Genomic DNA, 17,155 nt, shown 5'->3' on the forward strand with positions numbered 1-17,155 from the left:
TGATACCTTTATCATCGGTAAAGACGATTTCATCACCTTCTTTAAAGCCATCAAATTTTTGAGTATTTTCTGCAATAGATAAGGCAGTTTGTTCAGTTACCGCCTCCAGTGATTTAGCCAAAACTTCTACGCCTTTGCTTGCTTTGTCAGCTTTTTCGGCAACCGTGTCAATTTTAGAAGCAGCATCCACTGCTTTATCGGCGGCGTCTTTGGCTTTATCAGCAGCATCCACAGCTTTATCGGAGGCATCTTTGGCTTCTTTTATTTTGCTGTCAACGTTAGCAGAAAGCGCGGTTACTTTGTCTTCGGCGGCTTTGGCGTTGGCTTTGGCATCCGCTGCGTCTTGCGCCAGGCTGTCCACACGGGTGTTTACTGCGGTTACGTCTTCGCTTACTTTTTCAATGGATTCGGAAAGCTCAGACGAAGCTTTGGAAATTTCACTGTCCACTTCGTCAAATTTGGTAGAAATGTCTTTGCCCATTTCTGCAACTGACGTGTTCAGAGTATTCACGCCTTCCGTAATTTTGGTAATTTGGTCAATGTTGGTTTTGGTGGCATTATTCAGTTTCTCAATAGCTTTCTCTTGTTCATCCAAAGCTGCCGCAGTGTCGTCCAACAGATCATCCACGCGGGCATTGACGGCGGTAAGGCCGCCTGCCAAGCCTACACCTTTCAGGCTGTCGGCTTCGATATCTTCATTAGTGGCTTCACGGACGGTTTTGTTGCCATTAGCATCAGTCGTGATGAAATTTGAACCAGACGCAAAACCATTAATGGTTTGTTCTAACTCTAAGGTTTTCAAAAGCAGAGCATCGCTATCTTTTTTGAAAGTCAGCTTACCGGTACCTTTATCATATGTTGTACCTTCGCCAAAGACAGTAAAAAATGCTGCTTGCCCTTGATCGGGTTTCCCTCCAACAGCTTGTGCGAAGTTTACTTCTTCAGCAGCCGCTGCGCCGCTCACTACGGCTGCCGCAACAGCCATGCTTAATACTTTTACATTGAATTTTTTCATGTTTTTTACCTTTTGTGGTGGGTGTAAGGACGTTATTCAAGCTTCTCTTTTCCCCGTAAACTGAAAAAGGGACACCGCATGGTCTTAACGGTGATAGTCACTTGAAGAAAGTTGCACCTGCAATTGTAAAAAAATGAAATTTAAATGCAAGTATTTTGCATAACTTTTTTGCATATTGTGAAAATATGTTGCACAAATACATCATCTGCATAAGACGGGCAAATACTCAGCAAATAATTTAGATAAATCATTTACCCATTCTTGATGATGGCAACATATCGGCGTATAAACCGTTGTTTGTTACGCTACGCAGTATGTCATTGAGTTCCAAATTGACTGTTTTTAGGGCATGAAAACAAAAAAGACTGCATATAGCAGTCTTTTTTGTCACAAAGCGGCGATTAGCGTTTGAACAGGTTGCCGAATTTGTTGTTGAATTTATCCACGCGACCGGTAGTGTCGACGATTTTTTGAGTACCGGTGTAGAACGGATGGCACAAAGAGCAAACCTCGATGTTGAAGCTGTCTTTTTCCAGAGCGGATTTGGTGACGAATTTGTTACCGCAGGAGCAGGTAACGTTGATTTCGTGGTAATTAGGGTGGATACCTTGTTTCATGTTGTTTCCTTTCGATTAAGCGGGCATAGGGGATGTGCCTATGCTTCAAACAAGCTGGTAATTATTGATAATTTTTGTTTTTTTGTCAAGAGGATATTACCTTTGCTTTGACTAGAGGCCTAAAATATCATTATTTTTCGGCATGGCTAGCGAATTTACTGGAATAACGTATTGTTGTCAGGCGTTTGACTGGGCAATATTTTTTGTAAATAAGGTTTTTAGTGCTATCTGCTATCAGGCTGTATATTCGGGCAGCAGATTGGTTTTGAAGCAGTAAGCCGCTGTCAAATCCATACTCATTCTAACAAATCCATCACAAACAGCATTATGTAGCTTGTGATTGTGAATCAGATTATGCATATACCGAAATTTACCATTTTTCATAAACTTCATCTTACAACGCGTGTCTCATGTGAACCTGTCCTCAAAATGGAAAATCGGATGAGTATTAAAATAAAAATGTGTTCTTGGCTGCTGCGCGGACTGGGCGGAATGTTGCCCCAGTCTTATATGAGGGTTATAGGACCGCCTTCTAAAAAAATCAGAGCTTTCCTTGCATCGGGAATTTCTTCGCATATCGGCAGAAACGTCAATATTGACAAAGGCGCGTACGTCATGCCGGATACGGTGATCGGCGATAACTCGGGCATCGGCGTTAATTGCGAAATTTGCTACGGCTTGACGATAGGCAATAATGTCATGATGGGGCCGGAGTGTTTGTTTTATTCTAATAATCATAAGTTTAATCGCGAGACTTTGAAGTATGAGGGCTATACGGAAATCAATCCGATTGTGATTGAGGATGATGTGTGGATCGGAAGGCGCGCGATTATTATGGGCGGGGTCCGGATAGGTAAAGGGGCAGTCATCGGCGCAGGGGCTGTGGTAACCAAAGATGTGCCGCCATATTGCGTCGCCGCGGGGAATCCTGCGGTCATCAAGAAGAACCTGTTAGAAGATTAAAGTACACACATCACGGTTTCCAATCAAATATAGTGGATTAACTTTAAACCAGTACGGCGTTGCCTCGCCTTAGCTCAAAGAGAACGATTCTCTAAGGTGCTGAACGTACTATCTGTACTGTCTGCGGCTTCGTCGCCTTGTCCTGATTTAGGTTAATCCACTATATATAAAGGTCGTCTGAAAATGTTTTCAGACGACCTTTTTTCGTATCAAAGCAAATTAGCCGCGCCGCCAAGTCGTGCCGCCAGCGTTGTCTTCCAGAATGATTTTGTGTTCGTTCAGAAGGTCGCGGATGCGGTCGGACTCCGCCCAGTTTTTATCGGCGCGAGCCTGTTTCCGCTGGGCGATTAAATCTTCGATTTCTTCGTTGGAGAGGCCGTCTGAAACCGCACCGCCTTGCAGGAACTCGGTCGGGTCGCGTTGCAGCAGACCGATGATGCCGCCCAAGGCTTTCAGGCAGCCGGCGAGGTGTGCATCATTGGTTTTATTCACTTCACCTGCCAGTTCAAACAATACGGCAACGGCTTCGACCGTACCGAAATCGTCGTTCATGGCGGCGTAGAAGCGGCGGGTGTAGTCGTTGGCGTTTTCAGATAAATCAAACTCAGCCGCAGGGGTATTTTTCAAGGTTGTGTACAGGCGCGTCAGTGCGCCTTTTGCGTCGTCCAGATGCGCGTCGGAGTAATTCAGCGGGCTGCGGTAGTGGGCGCGCAGGATGAAGAAGCGCACGACTTCGGGGTCGTATTGTTTCAACACTTCGCGGATGGTGAAGAAGTTGCCCAGCGATTTGGACATTTTTTCGCCGTCCACACGGATGAAGCCGTTGTGCAGCCAGTATTTGACGTGACTGGCAATGCTTTGCCCGTGGTGGGTTTGCGCGTGGTCATGGCCGCAGGTATGTCCTGTCGCGCCGACGCTTTGGGCAATTTCGTTTTCATGGTGCGGGAACTGCAAGTCCGCACCGCCGCCGTGAATGTCGAAAGTATCGCCGAACAGGTTTTCACTCATGGCAGAACATTCGATATGCCAACCTGGACGTCCGTTGCCCCACGGGCTTTCCCATGCCGGCTCGCCTGCTTTGGCCGCTTTCCATAAGACAAAATCAAGTGGATTGCGTTTGAAACCATCGACTTCCACACGCTCGCCTGCGCGCAGGTCGTCCAACGATTTACCCGACAATTGTCCGTAAGCGGCAAACTCGCGCACGGCGTAGTAAACGTCGCCGTTGGCGGCAGGGTATGCCTTGCCGTTTTGAATCAGGGTCTCAATCATGGCAATCATTTGCGGGATGTTTTCCGTCGCCTTCGGCTCAATATCCGGACGCAACACACCTAAAGCATCGGCATCTTCGTGCATGGCTTGGATGAAACGCGCGGTCAGCTCGCCGATGGTTTCACCGTTTTCAGCTGCGCGGGCGATGATTTTGTCGTCGATGTCGGTAATGTTGCGCACATAAGTGAGCGGATAACCCCACTCGCGCAGCCAGCGGGCAATCATGTCGAACACAACCATCACACGGGCATGGCCTAAGTGGCAATAGTCGTAAACGGTCATGCCGCAAACATACATACGCACGTTTTTAGGGTCGATGGGGGCGAAGGGTTCTTTTTGGCGGGTAAGGGTGTTGTAGATGGTTAGCATGGGATTTACTTAATTTAATTAATAGAATATTTTAGAAGGAAATTATCTCTTTAATAATTCTTCACCAATCTTTTGGATAATTGGGACAACGAGAGCATTTCCCATTGTAAAGTAACGGAATTTATGTGGCATCCCTGTGTTTGTCCAGTTATCGGGAAACCCGTTTAAACGCTCGCATTCTATGGGAGTTAGCAGACGTAATTTTTGAGTTTTCTTATCTGTTACTACATGGCTACTTCGATTAATACTTGATTCGCTGGTTAGCATTGTTCTTGCAGGTAAATCTAAATTATCAGGAAAACTCATTCCACCTTCTGTAAAGAAGTATGGTTCTCCATTTGGTTTAAAACGTGGAATTTTTTTTGCTCCCTTGAGATATTTCCACTTCTCTAAGCTACCATTTAAGAAATAATGTTCTTCAATTTCTCGATTTTCTAAAATACTACCTAAAGTAGAAGGAGTATATTTTTCAGGTATGGTTTCTATTGAATATATTTTGCTATCAATCATTATTCCTGCATTATAGAAATCAGCTGTAAATCTATCAGAAATCTCCTTAAGATCATTGAATCCTTCTGTAATGGAGGTAACATTCTTACGGTTTTTAGAAACTGCGTCTATGACAGGAAATGACTTGGCAAAAATTCCTTTATCAAGTAACCATTGTATTGGAGGAATGGAAAATAATTCAGTAGCAATTTTTGATTGACGCTTACATGCAAAAATAAAAACACGACGGCGACGTTGAGAATAACCATATTCTGCAGCGTTGATTACCCTCCATTCTGCAATATATCCTAAATCATATAAGCAGCGAAGCATGACTCCAAAGTCTTTCCCTCTCTGATTAGATGGGGATTTTAAAAGGCGATCTACATTTTCTAAAAGAATCCATTCAGGCTTTCTTGCTTCAATAATGTCACGAATATCCCACCATAGAACCCCTTTTTTTCCTTCAATACCAGTAGCACCTGAGCGTGCAACAGAGTAATCTTGGCAAGGGAAACCACCGACTAAAAAATCATGAGCAGGAATATTATGTTTTGCTGTAGATATGTTTTCATTGATGTGATTTTCTATCCCAAAGTGATGAACATAGCAATCATAGGCATGCTGGGATTTTTTGCCAGGCTCCCATTGATTTGCCCAAATCGTTTGATAATTTTTGGAAGCGGCTTCTAAACCAAGACGAAATCCACCTACACCAGCAAACAATTCTACTACTTTAATGTTTTTATCCATTTAAATCTCTAATGGTATCTGTTTTGTTAATTCAGTATATATTAACCGAAATTTTTGTTTGGATCAATCTATTTTAAATAAATATTGTCACGAACATAATCTGCATTAAGCCAAAAGCAGTGCTTAGTATAAGCTGGATTGCCAGTTAGCTTGTCAGGTGTTGGTAACGGATAAGTATCCGCTGCATTTTTAGCGTGTGGGCGAATATGTATGACGCTATTTTTGATATCCGTAAAATAGGTTGTACGCCGCTTTGAGTGGATATTAATAGATTTAATAATTTTACCTTCAGATAAGAGTTGTCTTAAGTCACTCCAAATTTTATGCGCTTGTTCTTTGTCGTAGTAAGGCATAGTCCAAAAAACAGCTTTTTCTAAGGAAAATGTATTATTGTGATATTTAAAAAAAATGAATAGGAACTTTCTTTCAAGGAATTGGTGAAAACTGCTTTCTTCCCAGCAATTCTCATCCATAATATCTTTATATTTAAAGGCTGGAAATGAAATGCTTTCTTTCGGAAGATTATTCTTTTGAATTCGAATGGTTTTGACAACAATATCTGCTTTAGAAAATTCTTCAATTTCTTTATTATAGTCAATTCCTAAAATCTTTTTAGTAAGCATTGCGTAAAACTGTTTGGATTGTTTTTGTTCTAATAAACCTAATTTACTAGCAATTTCATCTTCTGTTTGTCCATAATATTTAGAAAATTTTCGGATAACTAAACTTTCTAGGTCTTCTGTTTCAGTTGGTTTACGGATAATTTTTCCAAATGAGCCATCTGTACTTCCAGATAATTTGGCAATAATATGATTGACATATCCTTGTTTTAAAGAGAAAGCTCGTTGTTTTGCAGGAATATTGGAGTAAGGTTGAGTTCTTAGTGATTGGGAATTTTTCCCTTTAGTACATGCGCCTAGGTAAAAAGTATCTCCTTCAGATAGTTCATGCGCTTTGCCGGTCCGAACTTTCGTTTGGATATTTTCCCAATCTTGGCGGATGATTTCTAAATCATTATCTGGGAATTCCCATAGACCTACTAACTTAATAGGATATTCAAAAACTGTTTGTAATTTATTATAAATATAGAATACCAATAAAAGACGAGAATTTTTATTGAGAAACGAGCTATTTATAAAGTTTTGATTGGCTAACTCTTCGTAATTAATAATATTTAATACCAATCGTTCTTTTGCTCTGAATTCTGATTTTCTACTGAGTTTTTTAAGAGGGCAAGATTTTAATTCTATTTGTGCAGCTGGAAAATCTGGGCAAGAGTCGGAGTTAAGCTTCTTAAAAAAGTAATATTTCTCTAGAATTTGACCAAATTTTCCTTTATTACTATTTAGCTTTTCGTCATCATCAGATATACAAATGACCGATGATAATGTAACACCATGAAGTTTGAGAGCGTATTCAATAATACTTTGGGCATCTGCGTCATCGTATAGAAATTTTTTATTTTTAGGGTGTAGTATTTGCATTTTTTAATCCATTTTATTGCTTAATGATAAAATAATTTAAAAATTTACTTTATGAAAAGATTAACCTGAGTATTATTTATTCTAAGTTTAAACATCATTGTATTTGTCTTGGGTAAAATTTCTATAGTTCTTAGCATTGCTCTGCTTTTTTATTTAGCATATAGAGGCATTCGGTTAGTAAGTTTGACATGGCCTACTGTTCTTTGATTACCGGAAGGATGATATTCGATCAGATTGCCTTCATTATCGACTACCGTGATTACGGCGTATTTCCGTTTTTCTGCTAGCCATGCCTGATACAAAATTTTAAGCATAGCTTGCTTTTTCGCCAATTCGACACGTTGTTTATCAGAAATCATGGTCTTCCTTGCTTTTTGTTCCTGTATTCGGACGACCCTATATTACATTAAACAGGTCGTCTGAAAACTTTTTATTTCCTTACTCAGGTTTAAATACGCCAGTATCCGTTTTAGGCTGTTGCTCGGCAATCTCGACATTTGCCGCTGCCTGCTCCGCTTCGGCTTTCTCAGCTTCGATACGTTTTTTCTCGGTCAGGTATTGGTTGATTTGGTGTACCAATTCCTGTGTGCCTTGGTGGGTCAGGGCGCTGATTTGGAAGAGGCGCGGGGTTTCCATGTCGAATTGGAAGCGGTCATCTGGTTTGGGGTAATCCCAACCGATGGCTTCTAGGAAGGCGGCGGTGCGCGTTTGGGCTTCTTCTTCATCGAGTATGTCGAGTTTGTTCAGCACCAGCCAGCGCGGTTTGCCGTAAAGTTCTTCATCGTATTTGCGCAGTTCGTTGATGATGGCGAGGGCTTCTTTGGCGGGGTTGACGGTTTCGTCGAAGGGCGCCAAATCGACGACGTGCAGCAGCAGGCCGGTGCGTGATAAGTGTTTGAGGAAGCGGTGGCCGAGGCCTGCGCCTTCTGCCGCGCCTTCAATCAGGCCGGGGATGTCGGCCATGACGAAGCTGTGGTTTTCGTCGATGCGCACGACGCCTAAGTTCGGATGCAGGGTAGTGAAGGGGTAGTTGGCGATTTTGGGGCGTGCGGCGGATACGGCGGTAATTAGGGTGGATTTACCGGCGTTGGGCATACCTAATAAGCCGACATCAGCGAGGACTTTGAGTTCGAGTTGCAGGGAACGGGTTTCGCCTTCTTCGCCGGGCGTGGATTGTTTGGGGGCGCGGTTGACAGACGATTTGAAGTGGATGTTGCCCAAGCCGCCTTTGCCGCCTTTGGCGAGACAGACGCGCTGGCCGTGATAAGTGAGGTCGGCGACGATTTCGTCGGTGTCGAGGTCGCGGATAAGGGTACCGACGGGCATTTTGAGGACGATGTCGTCCGCACCTGCGCCGTAGCGGTCGGAGCCGTGGCCTTTTTCGCCGTTTTGGGCTTGGTAGCGTTTGACGAAGCGGTATTCGACGAGGGTGTTGGTGTTTTCGTCGGCTTCTGCCCAGACGCTGCCGCCTTTGCCGCCGTCGCCACCGTCGGGACCACCGCGCGGTACGAATTTTTCGCGGCGGAAACTGGTTGCGCCATTACCGCCTTTGCCTGCGGCGACTTCGATTTTTGCTTCGTCGATGAATTTCATGGTGTTCTCTTGTATTTTGGGTTTCAGACGACCTTTTGTGTCGGAGGTCGTCTGAAAAAATGGGAATGGGGGATATTATAAGGGATATGGGGGATGTGCGCCCGTTTCTCTGTCCCGCTTGGTTTTTTGCCTGATGTTTTGTGAAAACAGCCGTCCTGAAATCGCGGTTTCGGACGGCTGTTTGCTTTTTGGGATTATTTGGCAGTTTTTTGTTCTTCGCGTACTCTGTCTGCAAGCAGGTCTATGGTTTTCATACCTGATTCCCAGTCGGCAAATTCGACTTTGTATTTGCCGCCGACAATGACGGTGGGCGTGCCGTCGATTTTGTAGGTATTGGTCAGCTCTGCCATTTTGTCTGCGCGGGTTTGGCTTTCGGGGGATTCGTAGGCGGCGAGGACTTTTTTGCCGTCAAAAGCGGTTTGCTCGGCCAACCATTTTTTGAGGGTTTCAGGGTCTTGCAGTTTGACTTTCTGATTAACCATAGCATCAAAGATATGGCTGTTTGCAATGTCTTTGGTGTCTGCGACCGCCATATCGACGGCGGCAGCAAGGCGCGCCAACGGTTTCATCTCATCGCCCCAAACAACGTGTTCAGTACGAAGGTAGGTGTCGTCTTTGAAGGTTTTGACGTGTTTGCTCAAAACGGGTTCGAGGTGGGCGCAGTGCGGACAGAAGTAGCCGAAAAATTCGAGGACTTCGACTTTGCCTGCCTGCTGTTGGGGAATAGGCGTGCTGAGTGTGGTGTAGTTAAGCCCCTCAACTAAAGCGACAGGCGCAGCGGAGGCTGCTGAAGCCGCAGGCGCACTGTCGGCAGGAACGCTGGTTTGGACTTTGTTGTCGCAGGCGGTCAGGGCCAGCAGAGCAGCAGCGAGGGTAAGGGTTTTCAGTTTCATGTTTACTCCGTGATTTTCAGTCTAATATGGGATTCTATTGTATTTTTACAGTTTGATATATGGTTTGATGCGAAAAAGACGGTTTCATATGAAGAAAGGATGGTTTCAGACGACCTTTGAAAAATAGGGATTTAGTGCAAATTTACCGTCTGCAGGTACTGACTTTCAGTATTTTTAAACTGAGAATCTTGATCAAAAGTATCAAACTGCGAATAGTTTGAAGAGGTCGGCGAATTCAGATTTGAAGTGCAATACTTGCCGCATACTGCCTTTTTTCTGTTATGGAAAGTTGCACTTCAAATTCGAATCCAAGGTCGTCTGAAAATCCGTCCATGCATTGCTACTATTTGTAAGATGCAACAGGTTTGCACTTTTATGACAACAATTCAATTCCACGAAACAATTGAATAAAGAAAATATCAATACAATTTACCTTATAAAAAAGCCTGAACATATTTTCGATGTTCAGGCTTTTGATATTTGGCTCCCCGACCTGGGCTCGAACCAGGGACCTGCGGATTAACAGTCCGTCGCTCTACCGACTGAGCTATCGGGGAATTAGAAGGGGAATTATATCTTAAAAAAAACAAGAAGTCAAGAATTAATCCCCTATTATCATTAATGATATGATTTATATGCGGTTTTATAAAATTTCTGCAATATGTTTAGCAGCACGTTTAGCATCCAGCAAGATCAAACCCAGCTTACCGCTTTCCTTCGCCATCAGGGCCAATACTGCATTATCACCTGCTTGACTCAACAGAATATAACCTGTTTTACCTTTAACCATCACTTGATCCAACTCACCACATGCCAGCTCATGCACTGAACGGTTGCCCAATGCCAACAATGTTGCAGACATAGCACCAACTCTGTCCGCATTCAAATGTGATGGAAGCATTGTAGCAATTGGCAAACCATCAGTCGATATTACAGCTGAAGCTGTAATATCGGGAGAAGTATTATTTAAATCACTCAACACAGAGATTAATAATTGTTGCATATTTATTCCATTCTCAAATTATAACTTTAGTTATATAGTTTGCTGGCGGCTACCATATCTGTGGTACAACACTTTAACCAGTGTCACGAACGCCTCTTTATTTAAGTCAGGCATACCACCTATAACTAGAATCAGCTTAGTTTCACCAATATACAATGGGAAAAATGTTAACTCGCTCTGACCAGAAGGATCACAAATCCCCCATGCACTATTATTGATATGCAAATTGTTACGAATCAGCAGACGATGACCATCTTCCATCTTAGCCACCTCGCTTGCCAACAGGCCTAACTCTTCGGCAGCTTCATGATGAAAATTAGCATTGGCAAAATACAGACCATTCTCATCAGCCAGCAAAGCTTTACCTGAATTAGACAACTGCTCTAACAATTCCGGTAACTGCTCGTCTGTTAAATGAATATCTTCGTTACTAATATTTTCATCACCATATAAAAACTCTAAACGTTGCAAACGGTACAACAAGTTTAAAGCCGTATTGATATCACTGGTATCAGCCCAAGCTAGAATTTTTTCGCTACTAATGACCTCTGACGGGTTTGCACGCAATAAGCTATATAGCAATGTTCTACTTGCGCTTGGTGTATCGCTGGTTACTGCATAATAAGCACCAGCAGGTGTAATTCTGGGATATAAATTTGATTGCAAAGAAAGTGTTGATTCCATTTTATACCTCTAAACCCGGATCAATTGAGAACAACATTGCGCTAACCAATTGTTTGACATCATCTTCTCTACGAGCATCAATCTCAAAAACCGGTACATTAAAATTATTTTGTGCTAAATATTTCTGATATACATCAACGCTTGGCAATGAACGAATATCCATTTTAGTAACGCCTACTACTAATGGCGCTGTTTTCAATAATTCTCGGAATGCTTCCAAGAAGAATTGCAAATCCTTCAATGGGTTTGTTCGTGTATTATCCAAAAGCAATACCAATCCCATACTACCCTGGCTTAGAATTTCCCACATAAAGTTAAAACGTTCTTGCCCCGGTGTACCATATAAATGAACTTTGACTTCTTCATCCAAATGGATCACACCATAATCCATTGCTACGGTGGTATACCCCTTACGAACCAGCGTCATATCTGATGCAGATGCATCTGTCTGTACAGGCGGCTCATCTGATAACGCAGAAATTGCTGTTGTTTTACCTACTCCAACCGGACCGGTAAAGATAATTTTATTTTCTTTCATTACATGTCCTTTTTAGCGTTTTCCCAATAATTTACGCATTAAGCGCTGTAACAAACCGCGTGGCTGCTCTTGCGAAGGACCTGCCACTTTTTCTGCATCCTTAACCATCTGACTATCAGGCACATCGCTATTAACACTAACATGTTCAGAAATATTGGCATGCTGATTAGCTTGATTCGGAGCATATTCGCTATCCGTTGCCAAAAAGCCTGTTACAGAGGTTGCCGCCAAATAATTCAAGATATCCGGCATTTCCAAAGGCATAACTTTATAGAGGATATTTAAGTTGACTGATGTTTTAGTTAAAAACGCAGATAACCTCATAGACTCTGGAACCGGAGCAAGCCTGGTCAAATTAGGCCAACGCTTTAAAGTGAAAATCGTTTGAGGAGTCATCGGATAAATCAATCTTCCCTGAGCAGTCCAAATTGCCATCTGCCACAAACAAGACATAATCGTTACTTTGGCTTTTTCTTTCCACTGGGGATTATCCGGCACGACTTTGCATACAACAGATAAATTGTCATTCTTACAAAGCCCTTCTAACTCATGGGCGTTGACTGTCAGCAATACCCTTTGAATACTTGGGAAAACGATTAATACCGGTTTACCCTCATGTAAAACGGCAATATCCTGATGGCCTTGACTGGCAAACTTCAAAGCACCAAGCAATCCTTTATTCGGATTAAAGCGACGAATAGTAGCCTTTCTACTTTCGTTACCGTTTTGCGCTCCTTCTTGTACTTCTGCCTTTTGAGCCGAAGCATCAAAAATATTCCCGCCCTGCGCCAAACTTCTCAAAATCGGGAATAAGGTATCGAATTTAACCGGCTTAGCCAAATACGGCGTTGTAACAGATGGCTCTTGCGAACAAAACATCGCAACAGGAATATCAGGGTATTTGATTTTGAGCGTTTTCCAAGTTTCAATGCCCTCAGCAGTATCAGTATCTACCAATACTAAATCTGGTATTTCATCTGAATCTGAGTCAAGAATCTGATAGTTCGTCGTATTGTGCATTTTAAAGGCCATACGGAAAACGGCTTCTTGCTGCTCGCTCATATCGCGCAGCATAATCCGTATGGTTTTGATTTTAGGTAACAGATTATCCATCATGGTACTCTCTAATTATTTTATTTTTTTGAATGTTGATTTACATGTTGCAGCAAACGGCTCATTGCCAATACCACTTCTTCCGGAAGGCTGACAACGCGTTCACGCAATAAGCGCAAGAATTGTTCCAGACGTGCCCAGTCCTCTACTCTTTCGTAAAGATCGAACAGCATCACATACAATTGAGATTCTTGCGGGTACTGTAAAACAGCTTGTTCCAAAGTACCTATGGCCAAATCCAACTGACCGTACATCAGTAAAGATTCAACTTCTTTCAGTGCTTCATCTGCAGGAGAGGCGTTGACGCTAATGATAGAAGAATCTTTTTGTACCAGTTCGCGATATTTAGCTTTCATTTGAAGAGAAGTAGGTCGGATATAACCCCTTTCCAAACCAATTTCTCTGATTTTATTTTCGTTAGGTCCTTTCTCCAAATCATCAAATACTTCATGATAACCAAGGCTATATCCCCAACCTAGCATGCGTTCTTTCACTTGGCGACCATACTGACCCAATGAGTGGTACAACTTCCACAAGTGTTTAGCAAACTGACTGATTTCTTCATGCTGATAGTCAAGTTTTAATGCATCGATGATAAGGCTTGCAGGCTTAGAAGAGCTTTGAATGGCACGGTTATATTGTTGAACAGCAGTTTCATAGCCTACTTTGTCTTTTAAGATTTTGGCACTTTGCTCAGGTTTAACAAATCCGATAACGGCTCCCATTTCTTCCGGAGTAATATCGGTAAACTCTTTCTTGCCCAATACGATAGCAGCGCGTTTGGAAACGCCAGGGGCGTGATTAGTGCCTGCATTGTCATTAGTCATCGCAGGAGCGGATGCCGAAGCCTCTTCCAAATCAGGTTGTTCTCCGATTTGGCGCTCGATTTCCTGCATGCTCCATCCCAAACGGTTTTCTGCCAATACGCGTAATGGCAAATGCGTCTGATCGGACATCAAGCCGGCTTTAACGTACTCAGCCAGACTTTCTTCAGACAAAACGGAGCCATGACGCTCCAAGGCGTCTGTCAGCATATCGATATTGCCAACACGCAGACTCAGCCCGACAAGCTCATGTACTAATTTTTCAGGAGCTCCATCGTTTAGGCCATTCAAATAACCCGCCAAAGATTCGGCAGCCTTACTCTCATAACCAAATTGCTTATATACTTGATATTCCGTCAGCGGGTCGACTTCTTGTGCAGATACAGACGTAGTTGAACCGGCAGAACTACTGCCTCCCCATTCCCAATCCTGTTGATCCGGGTCGGAAACGGATTGATTGACTTGATCAACCCAATCCGGACTTACCCCTTCAATGCTTTCTTGATTTGGGTGATGGTTTTTTTTGGATGATGCTTTAGCTGCTTTTGTCGACTTTTTAGTTTTAGCAGTACCATTCTGTTTATAAAAAATAAACAGCAGCACAATAAACAAAAGCACTAGCAATATGATTAATGGATAACTCAAGAACACCTCCCGATACTGTGGTGCGGCAAATAAAACTACATATATTCGATGTTCGGCATTTATGGAAACAGCCGAATCATCTATTCCCCAATTGAATTATGATAACATGATTCAACCAATAATTACATTAAAAACCATTTGTCAGACACTCCCACTATCGGATTTACAACTCAAACACGCCGATGGATTCGACATGAGAAGTTTGTGCAAACATATTCATAATGCCTGCAGATTTGAAGTTGTAACCCTTATTTACCAATACTTCCGCGTCACGTGCAAAGGTTGAAGGATTACATGAAACATATACGATTTTTTTCGGCAGGTATGGCGTATGTAGCGATTTGACAACAGCATAAGCACCACTCCTGGGCGGATCGAGCAACATTTTGTCGAATACCCCCCATGAGGCTACCGTCTGCTCATCTGTCTCAAACAAATCTGCCACCTCAAACGACGCATATTTTACACAACTGTTTCGAAGAGCGTTTTGCCTGGCACGCAAAACAAGGGAATCCAATCCTTCAATACCCGTTACTGACGCACCGCTCTTTGCCATAGGAAGGCTGAAATTACCCAACCCGCAAAACAAATCTACCACCCTGTCATTAGGCTGTATATCCAACAGGCGCAAAGCCCTGCTGATCATTACGGCATTCAAGTCCGCATTAATCTGCGTAAAATCACCCGGCTGATAAGGCATTTCTACCGAAAATTCAGGCAAACCGTATTTCAATTCGGGCAAATCTTTAGGGTACAGTACAGTTGACGGCTCGCGCCCATATTGAAACCAGACCTGCCAAACTTGCTTTACCCCACCTGATATCTTATCAAACCATGTCTCAATTTGCTTCAAAGAGTAGCCAGACGGTTTTTTTATGAAACAAATGTTCAAAACAACCAATGCACGGCTATTAAAAAATTCTACAAATCGGACTGCCGCCCCGCCATCAGACAGTGTTTGCAACAACAATTTCACCATAGGTAAAACATCTGAAATATGTTTAGGCAACACCTGACATGTTTCAATATCAACCACTTCATTCGTTTTTTTCGCCTGAAAACCCATTTTCAGACGACCCTTCTTGTCGACTGAGACACTCAACCGCGCCCTATCCCGATAATGCCAAGCCGAACCATAAATAGGCGGAAGAATCTGTTCCGGTCTGACTCTGCCGATACGCTCGAGCTGTTCTTCCAAAATACGTTGCTTCAATGCAACTTGAGCGGTTGGAGACACATGTTGCAACGAACAACCGCCACATGTCTCATAATAACCACACGCAGGCCGGACCCGTTCAACCGACTCTTTTAATACTTCTACTGTCTCTGCTTCACTGAACTGTTTCTTCTCCCTCAGCACCCGAAACGACACTTTCTCAGTAGGCAGCGCACCTTTAATAAAGACAGTTTTGCCATGTACTCTGGCAACGCCGCGCCCCTCATAATCCAGAGAAAAAACATCAGCCACGCCGTCAAAACATTTCGTATCAGCCATCACTTGTCCACTCGACACCCAGTTTATCTTTTCAGACGACCCCAATCCATACCTGCCACTCAAACCGGCAAGCAACCGAAAGGGCATATTTTCGCACAAAAAAATACAGATTCAGGTATGATTTCCCAAAATCTTCTTTTCATTTATTACAAGTATTACGACACATGAAAAAAACTATTTTCGGCCTGACCGCTGCCTTCTTCGTTACCGCCGCCTCAGCCAACACACCCATCCCGGACGTCTCTCCCGTTTCCGAAGGTCAACACGTCGTCATCAATATTCCGCAACAACGCTTATTCTTATATACAGACGGCAAACTGACCAAAATCTATCCTGTCGCCGTCGGCAAGGCCATGACCCAAACCACATTGGGCGAACACAAAATCGGTGCAAAAGCCTTCAATCCGACTTGGCACATCCCTAAATCCATCCAAAAAGAACGTGGCGACGGCGTCAAAAGCGTACCAGCAGGCCCTAACAATCCGCTCGGTCCTGTTTTTGTCCGTCTGGGCGATCCCAAACTCGGTTTAGGCATTCATGGCACTAATGCCCCTGCCAGCGTACCGGGCGTCCGCAGTCACGGCTGCGTCCGCATGAAGTCTCCGGATGCACTGGAATTTGCTAAAACAATCGCCTCCGGCGCTCCCGCCTCCGTCATCTACCAAATGGCCAGCCTCAACGAAGATGCCAACCAAAACCTTTGGCTGGCTGCATACCAAGACCCATATGGCAAAAAAAATCTGGATACTGCCGTCTTGAAGAAAAGTATTGCCGCTTGGGCAAAAGCACACGGTAAAACCATTAATCCGGCTAAAGTAGACGCTATTTTAAAAAACCGCACCGGTGCCGCCAACTGTCTGACCTGTGCCAAAGGCGTCAAACTCAAAACCCCGTTGAAATCACTCGCCTGGACGAGCGGCTCCAGCGCTTTCAGCAAACCTAAAATTGCGCCTAAGCCTGCTCCGGTCAAAGATGTGGTTCTGCCTAAAGGTACTGAAATCGAAGTCGAAGCTGACGATACGCCCGCTTCTGCACCAAACCAAAGCGTTCGTCCTGAAGCAAATCCGGCAAAACTGTACAACGCCCCCGCCAGCACGCCGAGCTATCCGAAATATGACATCCCGGAAGGCAGCGAGCCGACAGGAGTGTTGTTCTAAAAGCAAAGGAATTTTCCGAATGCAAAGGTCGTCTGAAATTCAGCTCCCTAACAATATAGGAGCTGACAAATTTCAGACGACCTTTTTCATCCAATATCGTTCACATCCTTACAATCAAACCGCCCACACTCCTTTTTTCCCAATAACCGCTTTACCAAACTGAATGCCAACTGCTTTTCAGTATCAGGAAAAACAATCCAGCCCGATACACCGCTATTGTATAGTGGATTAACTTTAAATCAGGACAA

Annotated in this window: 15 protein-coding genes, 1 tRNA gene and 1 pseudogene; 2 read left to right on the forward strand and 15 right to left on the reverse strand. The window is 43.5% G+C overall.

Annotated elements, in window-relative coordinates:
* Together HMPREF3050_RS08735 and rpmE are read right to left on the reverse strand one after the other, a co-directional pair.
* Window positions 1-1,015: pseudogene (locus HMPREF3050_RS08735) on the reverse strand (outer membrane insertion C- signal); the annotation flags it as partial.
* 401 nt (window positions 1,016-1,416) lie between these two features.
* Window positions 1,417-1,632: a 50S ribosomal protein L31 gene (rpmE, locus tag HMPREF3050_RS08740; protein WP_003760375.1), complete on the reverse strand. Its 216-nt coding sequence runs from the start codon at window positions 1,630-1,632 to the stop codon at window positions 1,417-1,419.
* A gap of 441 nt (window positions 1,633-2,073) precedes the next feature.
* Here rpmE and HMPREF3050_RS08745 point away from each other — a divergent pair, with 441 nt between their 5' ends.
* Complete coding sequence (locus HMPREF3050_RS08745) at window positions 2,074-2,595, forward strand: acyltransferase (protein ID WP_070774484.1); 522 nt, start codon at window positions 2,074-2,076, stop codon at window positions 2,593-2,595.
* A 219-nt stretch (window positions 2,596-2,814) separates the two neighbouring features.
* On the opposite strand, the gene cysS is transcribed toward HMPREF3050_RS08745, so the two are convergent.
* From cysS to rlmD, 13 genes are all read right to left on the reverse strand, one after another.
* On the reverse strand, window positions 2,815-4,236 hold the full coding sequence (cysS, locus tag HMPREF3050_RS08750; RefSeq protein ID WP_070774485.1) for a cysteine--tRNA ligase: 1,422 nt from the start codon (window positions 4,234-4,236) through the stop codon (window positions 2,815-2,817).
* 42 nt (window positions 4,237-4,278) lie between these two features.
* Window positions 4,279-5,478 (reverse strand): DNA (cytosine-5-)-methyltransferase, encoded by a 1,200-nt coding sequence (dcm, locus tag HMPREF3050_RS08755; RefSeq protein WP_070774486.1) that lies wholly within the window; start codon window positions 5,476-5,478, stop codon window positions 4,279-4,281.
* A gap of 68 nt (window positions 5,479-5,546) precedes the next feature.
* Entirely contained in the window at window positions 5,547-6,962 is a 1,416-nt protein-coding gene (locus HMPREF3050_RS08760; RefSeq protein WP_070774487.1) for a Sau3AI family type II restriction endonuclease, read from the reverse strand.
* Window positions 6,963-7,111: 149 nt separating this feature from the next.
* The gene (locus HMPREF3050_RS08765; protein ID WP_070774488.1) at window positions 7,112-7,321 is read right to left on the reverse strand and encodes a hypothetical protein; all 210 of its coding nucleotides are present in this window, start codon (window positions 7,319-7,321) and stop codon (window positions 7,112-7,114) included.
* A gap of 79 nt (window positions 7,322-7,400) precedes the next feature.
* The gene (obgE, locus tag HMPREF3050_RS08770) at window positions 7,401-8,555 is read right to left on the reverse strand and encodes a GTPase ObgE (protein WP_070774489.1); all 1,155 of its coding nucleotides are present in this window, start codon (window positions 8,553-8,555) and stop codon (window positions 7,401-7,403) included.
* Window positions 8,556-8,749: 194 nt separating this feature from the next.
* On the reverse strand, window positions 8,750-9,448 hold the full coding sequence (locus HMPREF3050_RS08775; RefSeq protein ID WP_070774490.1) for a thiol:disulfide interchange protein DsbA/DsbL: 699 nt from the start codon (window positions 9,446-9,448) through the stop codon (window positions 8,750-8,752).
* A gap of 481 nt (window positions 9,449-9,929) precedes the next feature.
* Window positions 9,930-10,005 (reverse strand) — tRNA-Asn (locus HMPREF3050_RS08780).
* A gap of 86 nt (window positions 10,006-10,091) precedes the next feature.
* The gene (locus HMPREF3050_RS08785) at window positions 10,092-10,451 is read right to left on the reverse strand and encodes a roadblock/LC7 domain-containing protein (RefSeq protein WP_003760395.1); all 360 of its coding nucleotides are present in this window, start codon (window positions 10,449-10,451) and stop codon (window positions 10,092-10,094) included.
* A 30-nt stretch (window positions 10,452-10,481) separates the two neighbouring features.
* Entirely contained in the window at window positions 10,482-11,135 is a 654-nt protein-coding gene (locus HMPREF3050_RS08790; RefSeq protein ID WP_009313121.1) for a hypothetical protein, read from the reverse strand.
* Between the two features lies 1 nt (window position 11,136).
* Complete coding sequence (locus tag HMPREF3050_RS08795) at window positions 11,137-11,673, reverse strand: GTP-binding protein (RefSeq protein WP_003760398.1); 537 nt, start codon at window positions 11,671-11,673, stop codon at window positions 11,137-11,139.
* Window positions 11,674-11,685: 12 nt separating this feature from the next.
* Window positions 11,686-12,786 carry a response regulator gene (locus HMPREF3050_RS08800; protein ID WP_070774491.1) on the reverse strand — a complete coding sequence of 367 codons (1,101 nt, stop codon included), beginning with the start codon at window positions 12,784-12,786 and terminating at the stop codon, window positions 11,686-11,688.
* Between the two features lie 20 nt (window positions 12,787-12,806).
* A complete protein-coding gene (locus HMPREF3050_RS08805; protein ID WP_070774492.1) occupies window positions 12,807-14,261 on the reverse strand; it encodes a 23S rRNA methyltransferase in 1,455 nt (484 codons plus the stop codon).
* Window positions 14,262-14,418: 157 nt separating this feature from the next.
* On the reverse strand, window positions 14,419-15,750 hold the full coding sequence (gene rlmD, locus HMPREF3050_RS08810) for a 23S rRNA (uracil(1939)-C(5))-methyltransferase RlmD (RefSeq protein WP_070774493.1): 1,332 nt from the start codon (window positions 15,748-15,750) through the stop codon (window positions 14,419-14,421).
* 164 nt (window positions 15,751-15,914) lie between these two features.
* Between rlmD and HMPREF3050_RS08815 the strand changes: the two genes are divergently transcribed.
* Complete coding sequence (locus HMPREF3050_RS08815) at window positions 15,915-16,907, forward strand: L,D-transpeptidase (protein ID WP_009313125.1); 993 nt, start codon at window positions 15,915-15,917, stop codon at window positions 16,905-16,907.
* Window positions 16,908-17,155: the final 248 nt, after the last annotated feature.

The sequence above is a fragment of the Neisseria sp. HMSC065D04 genome, assembly GCF_001815675.1.
Taxonomy (GTDB): domain Bacteria; phylum Pseudomonadota; class Gammaproteobacteria; order Burkholderiales; family Neisseriaceae; genus Neisseria.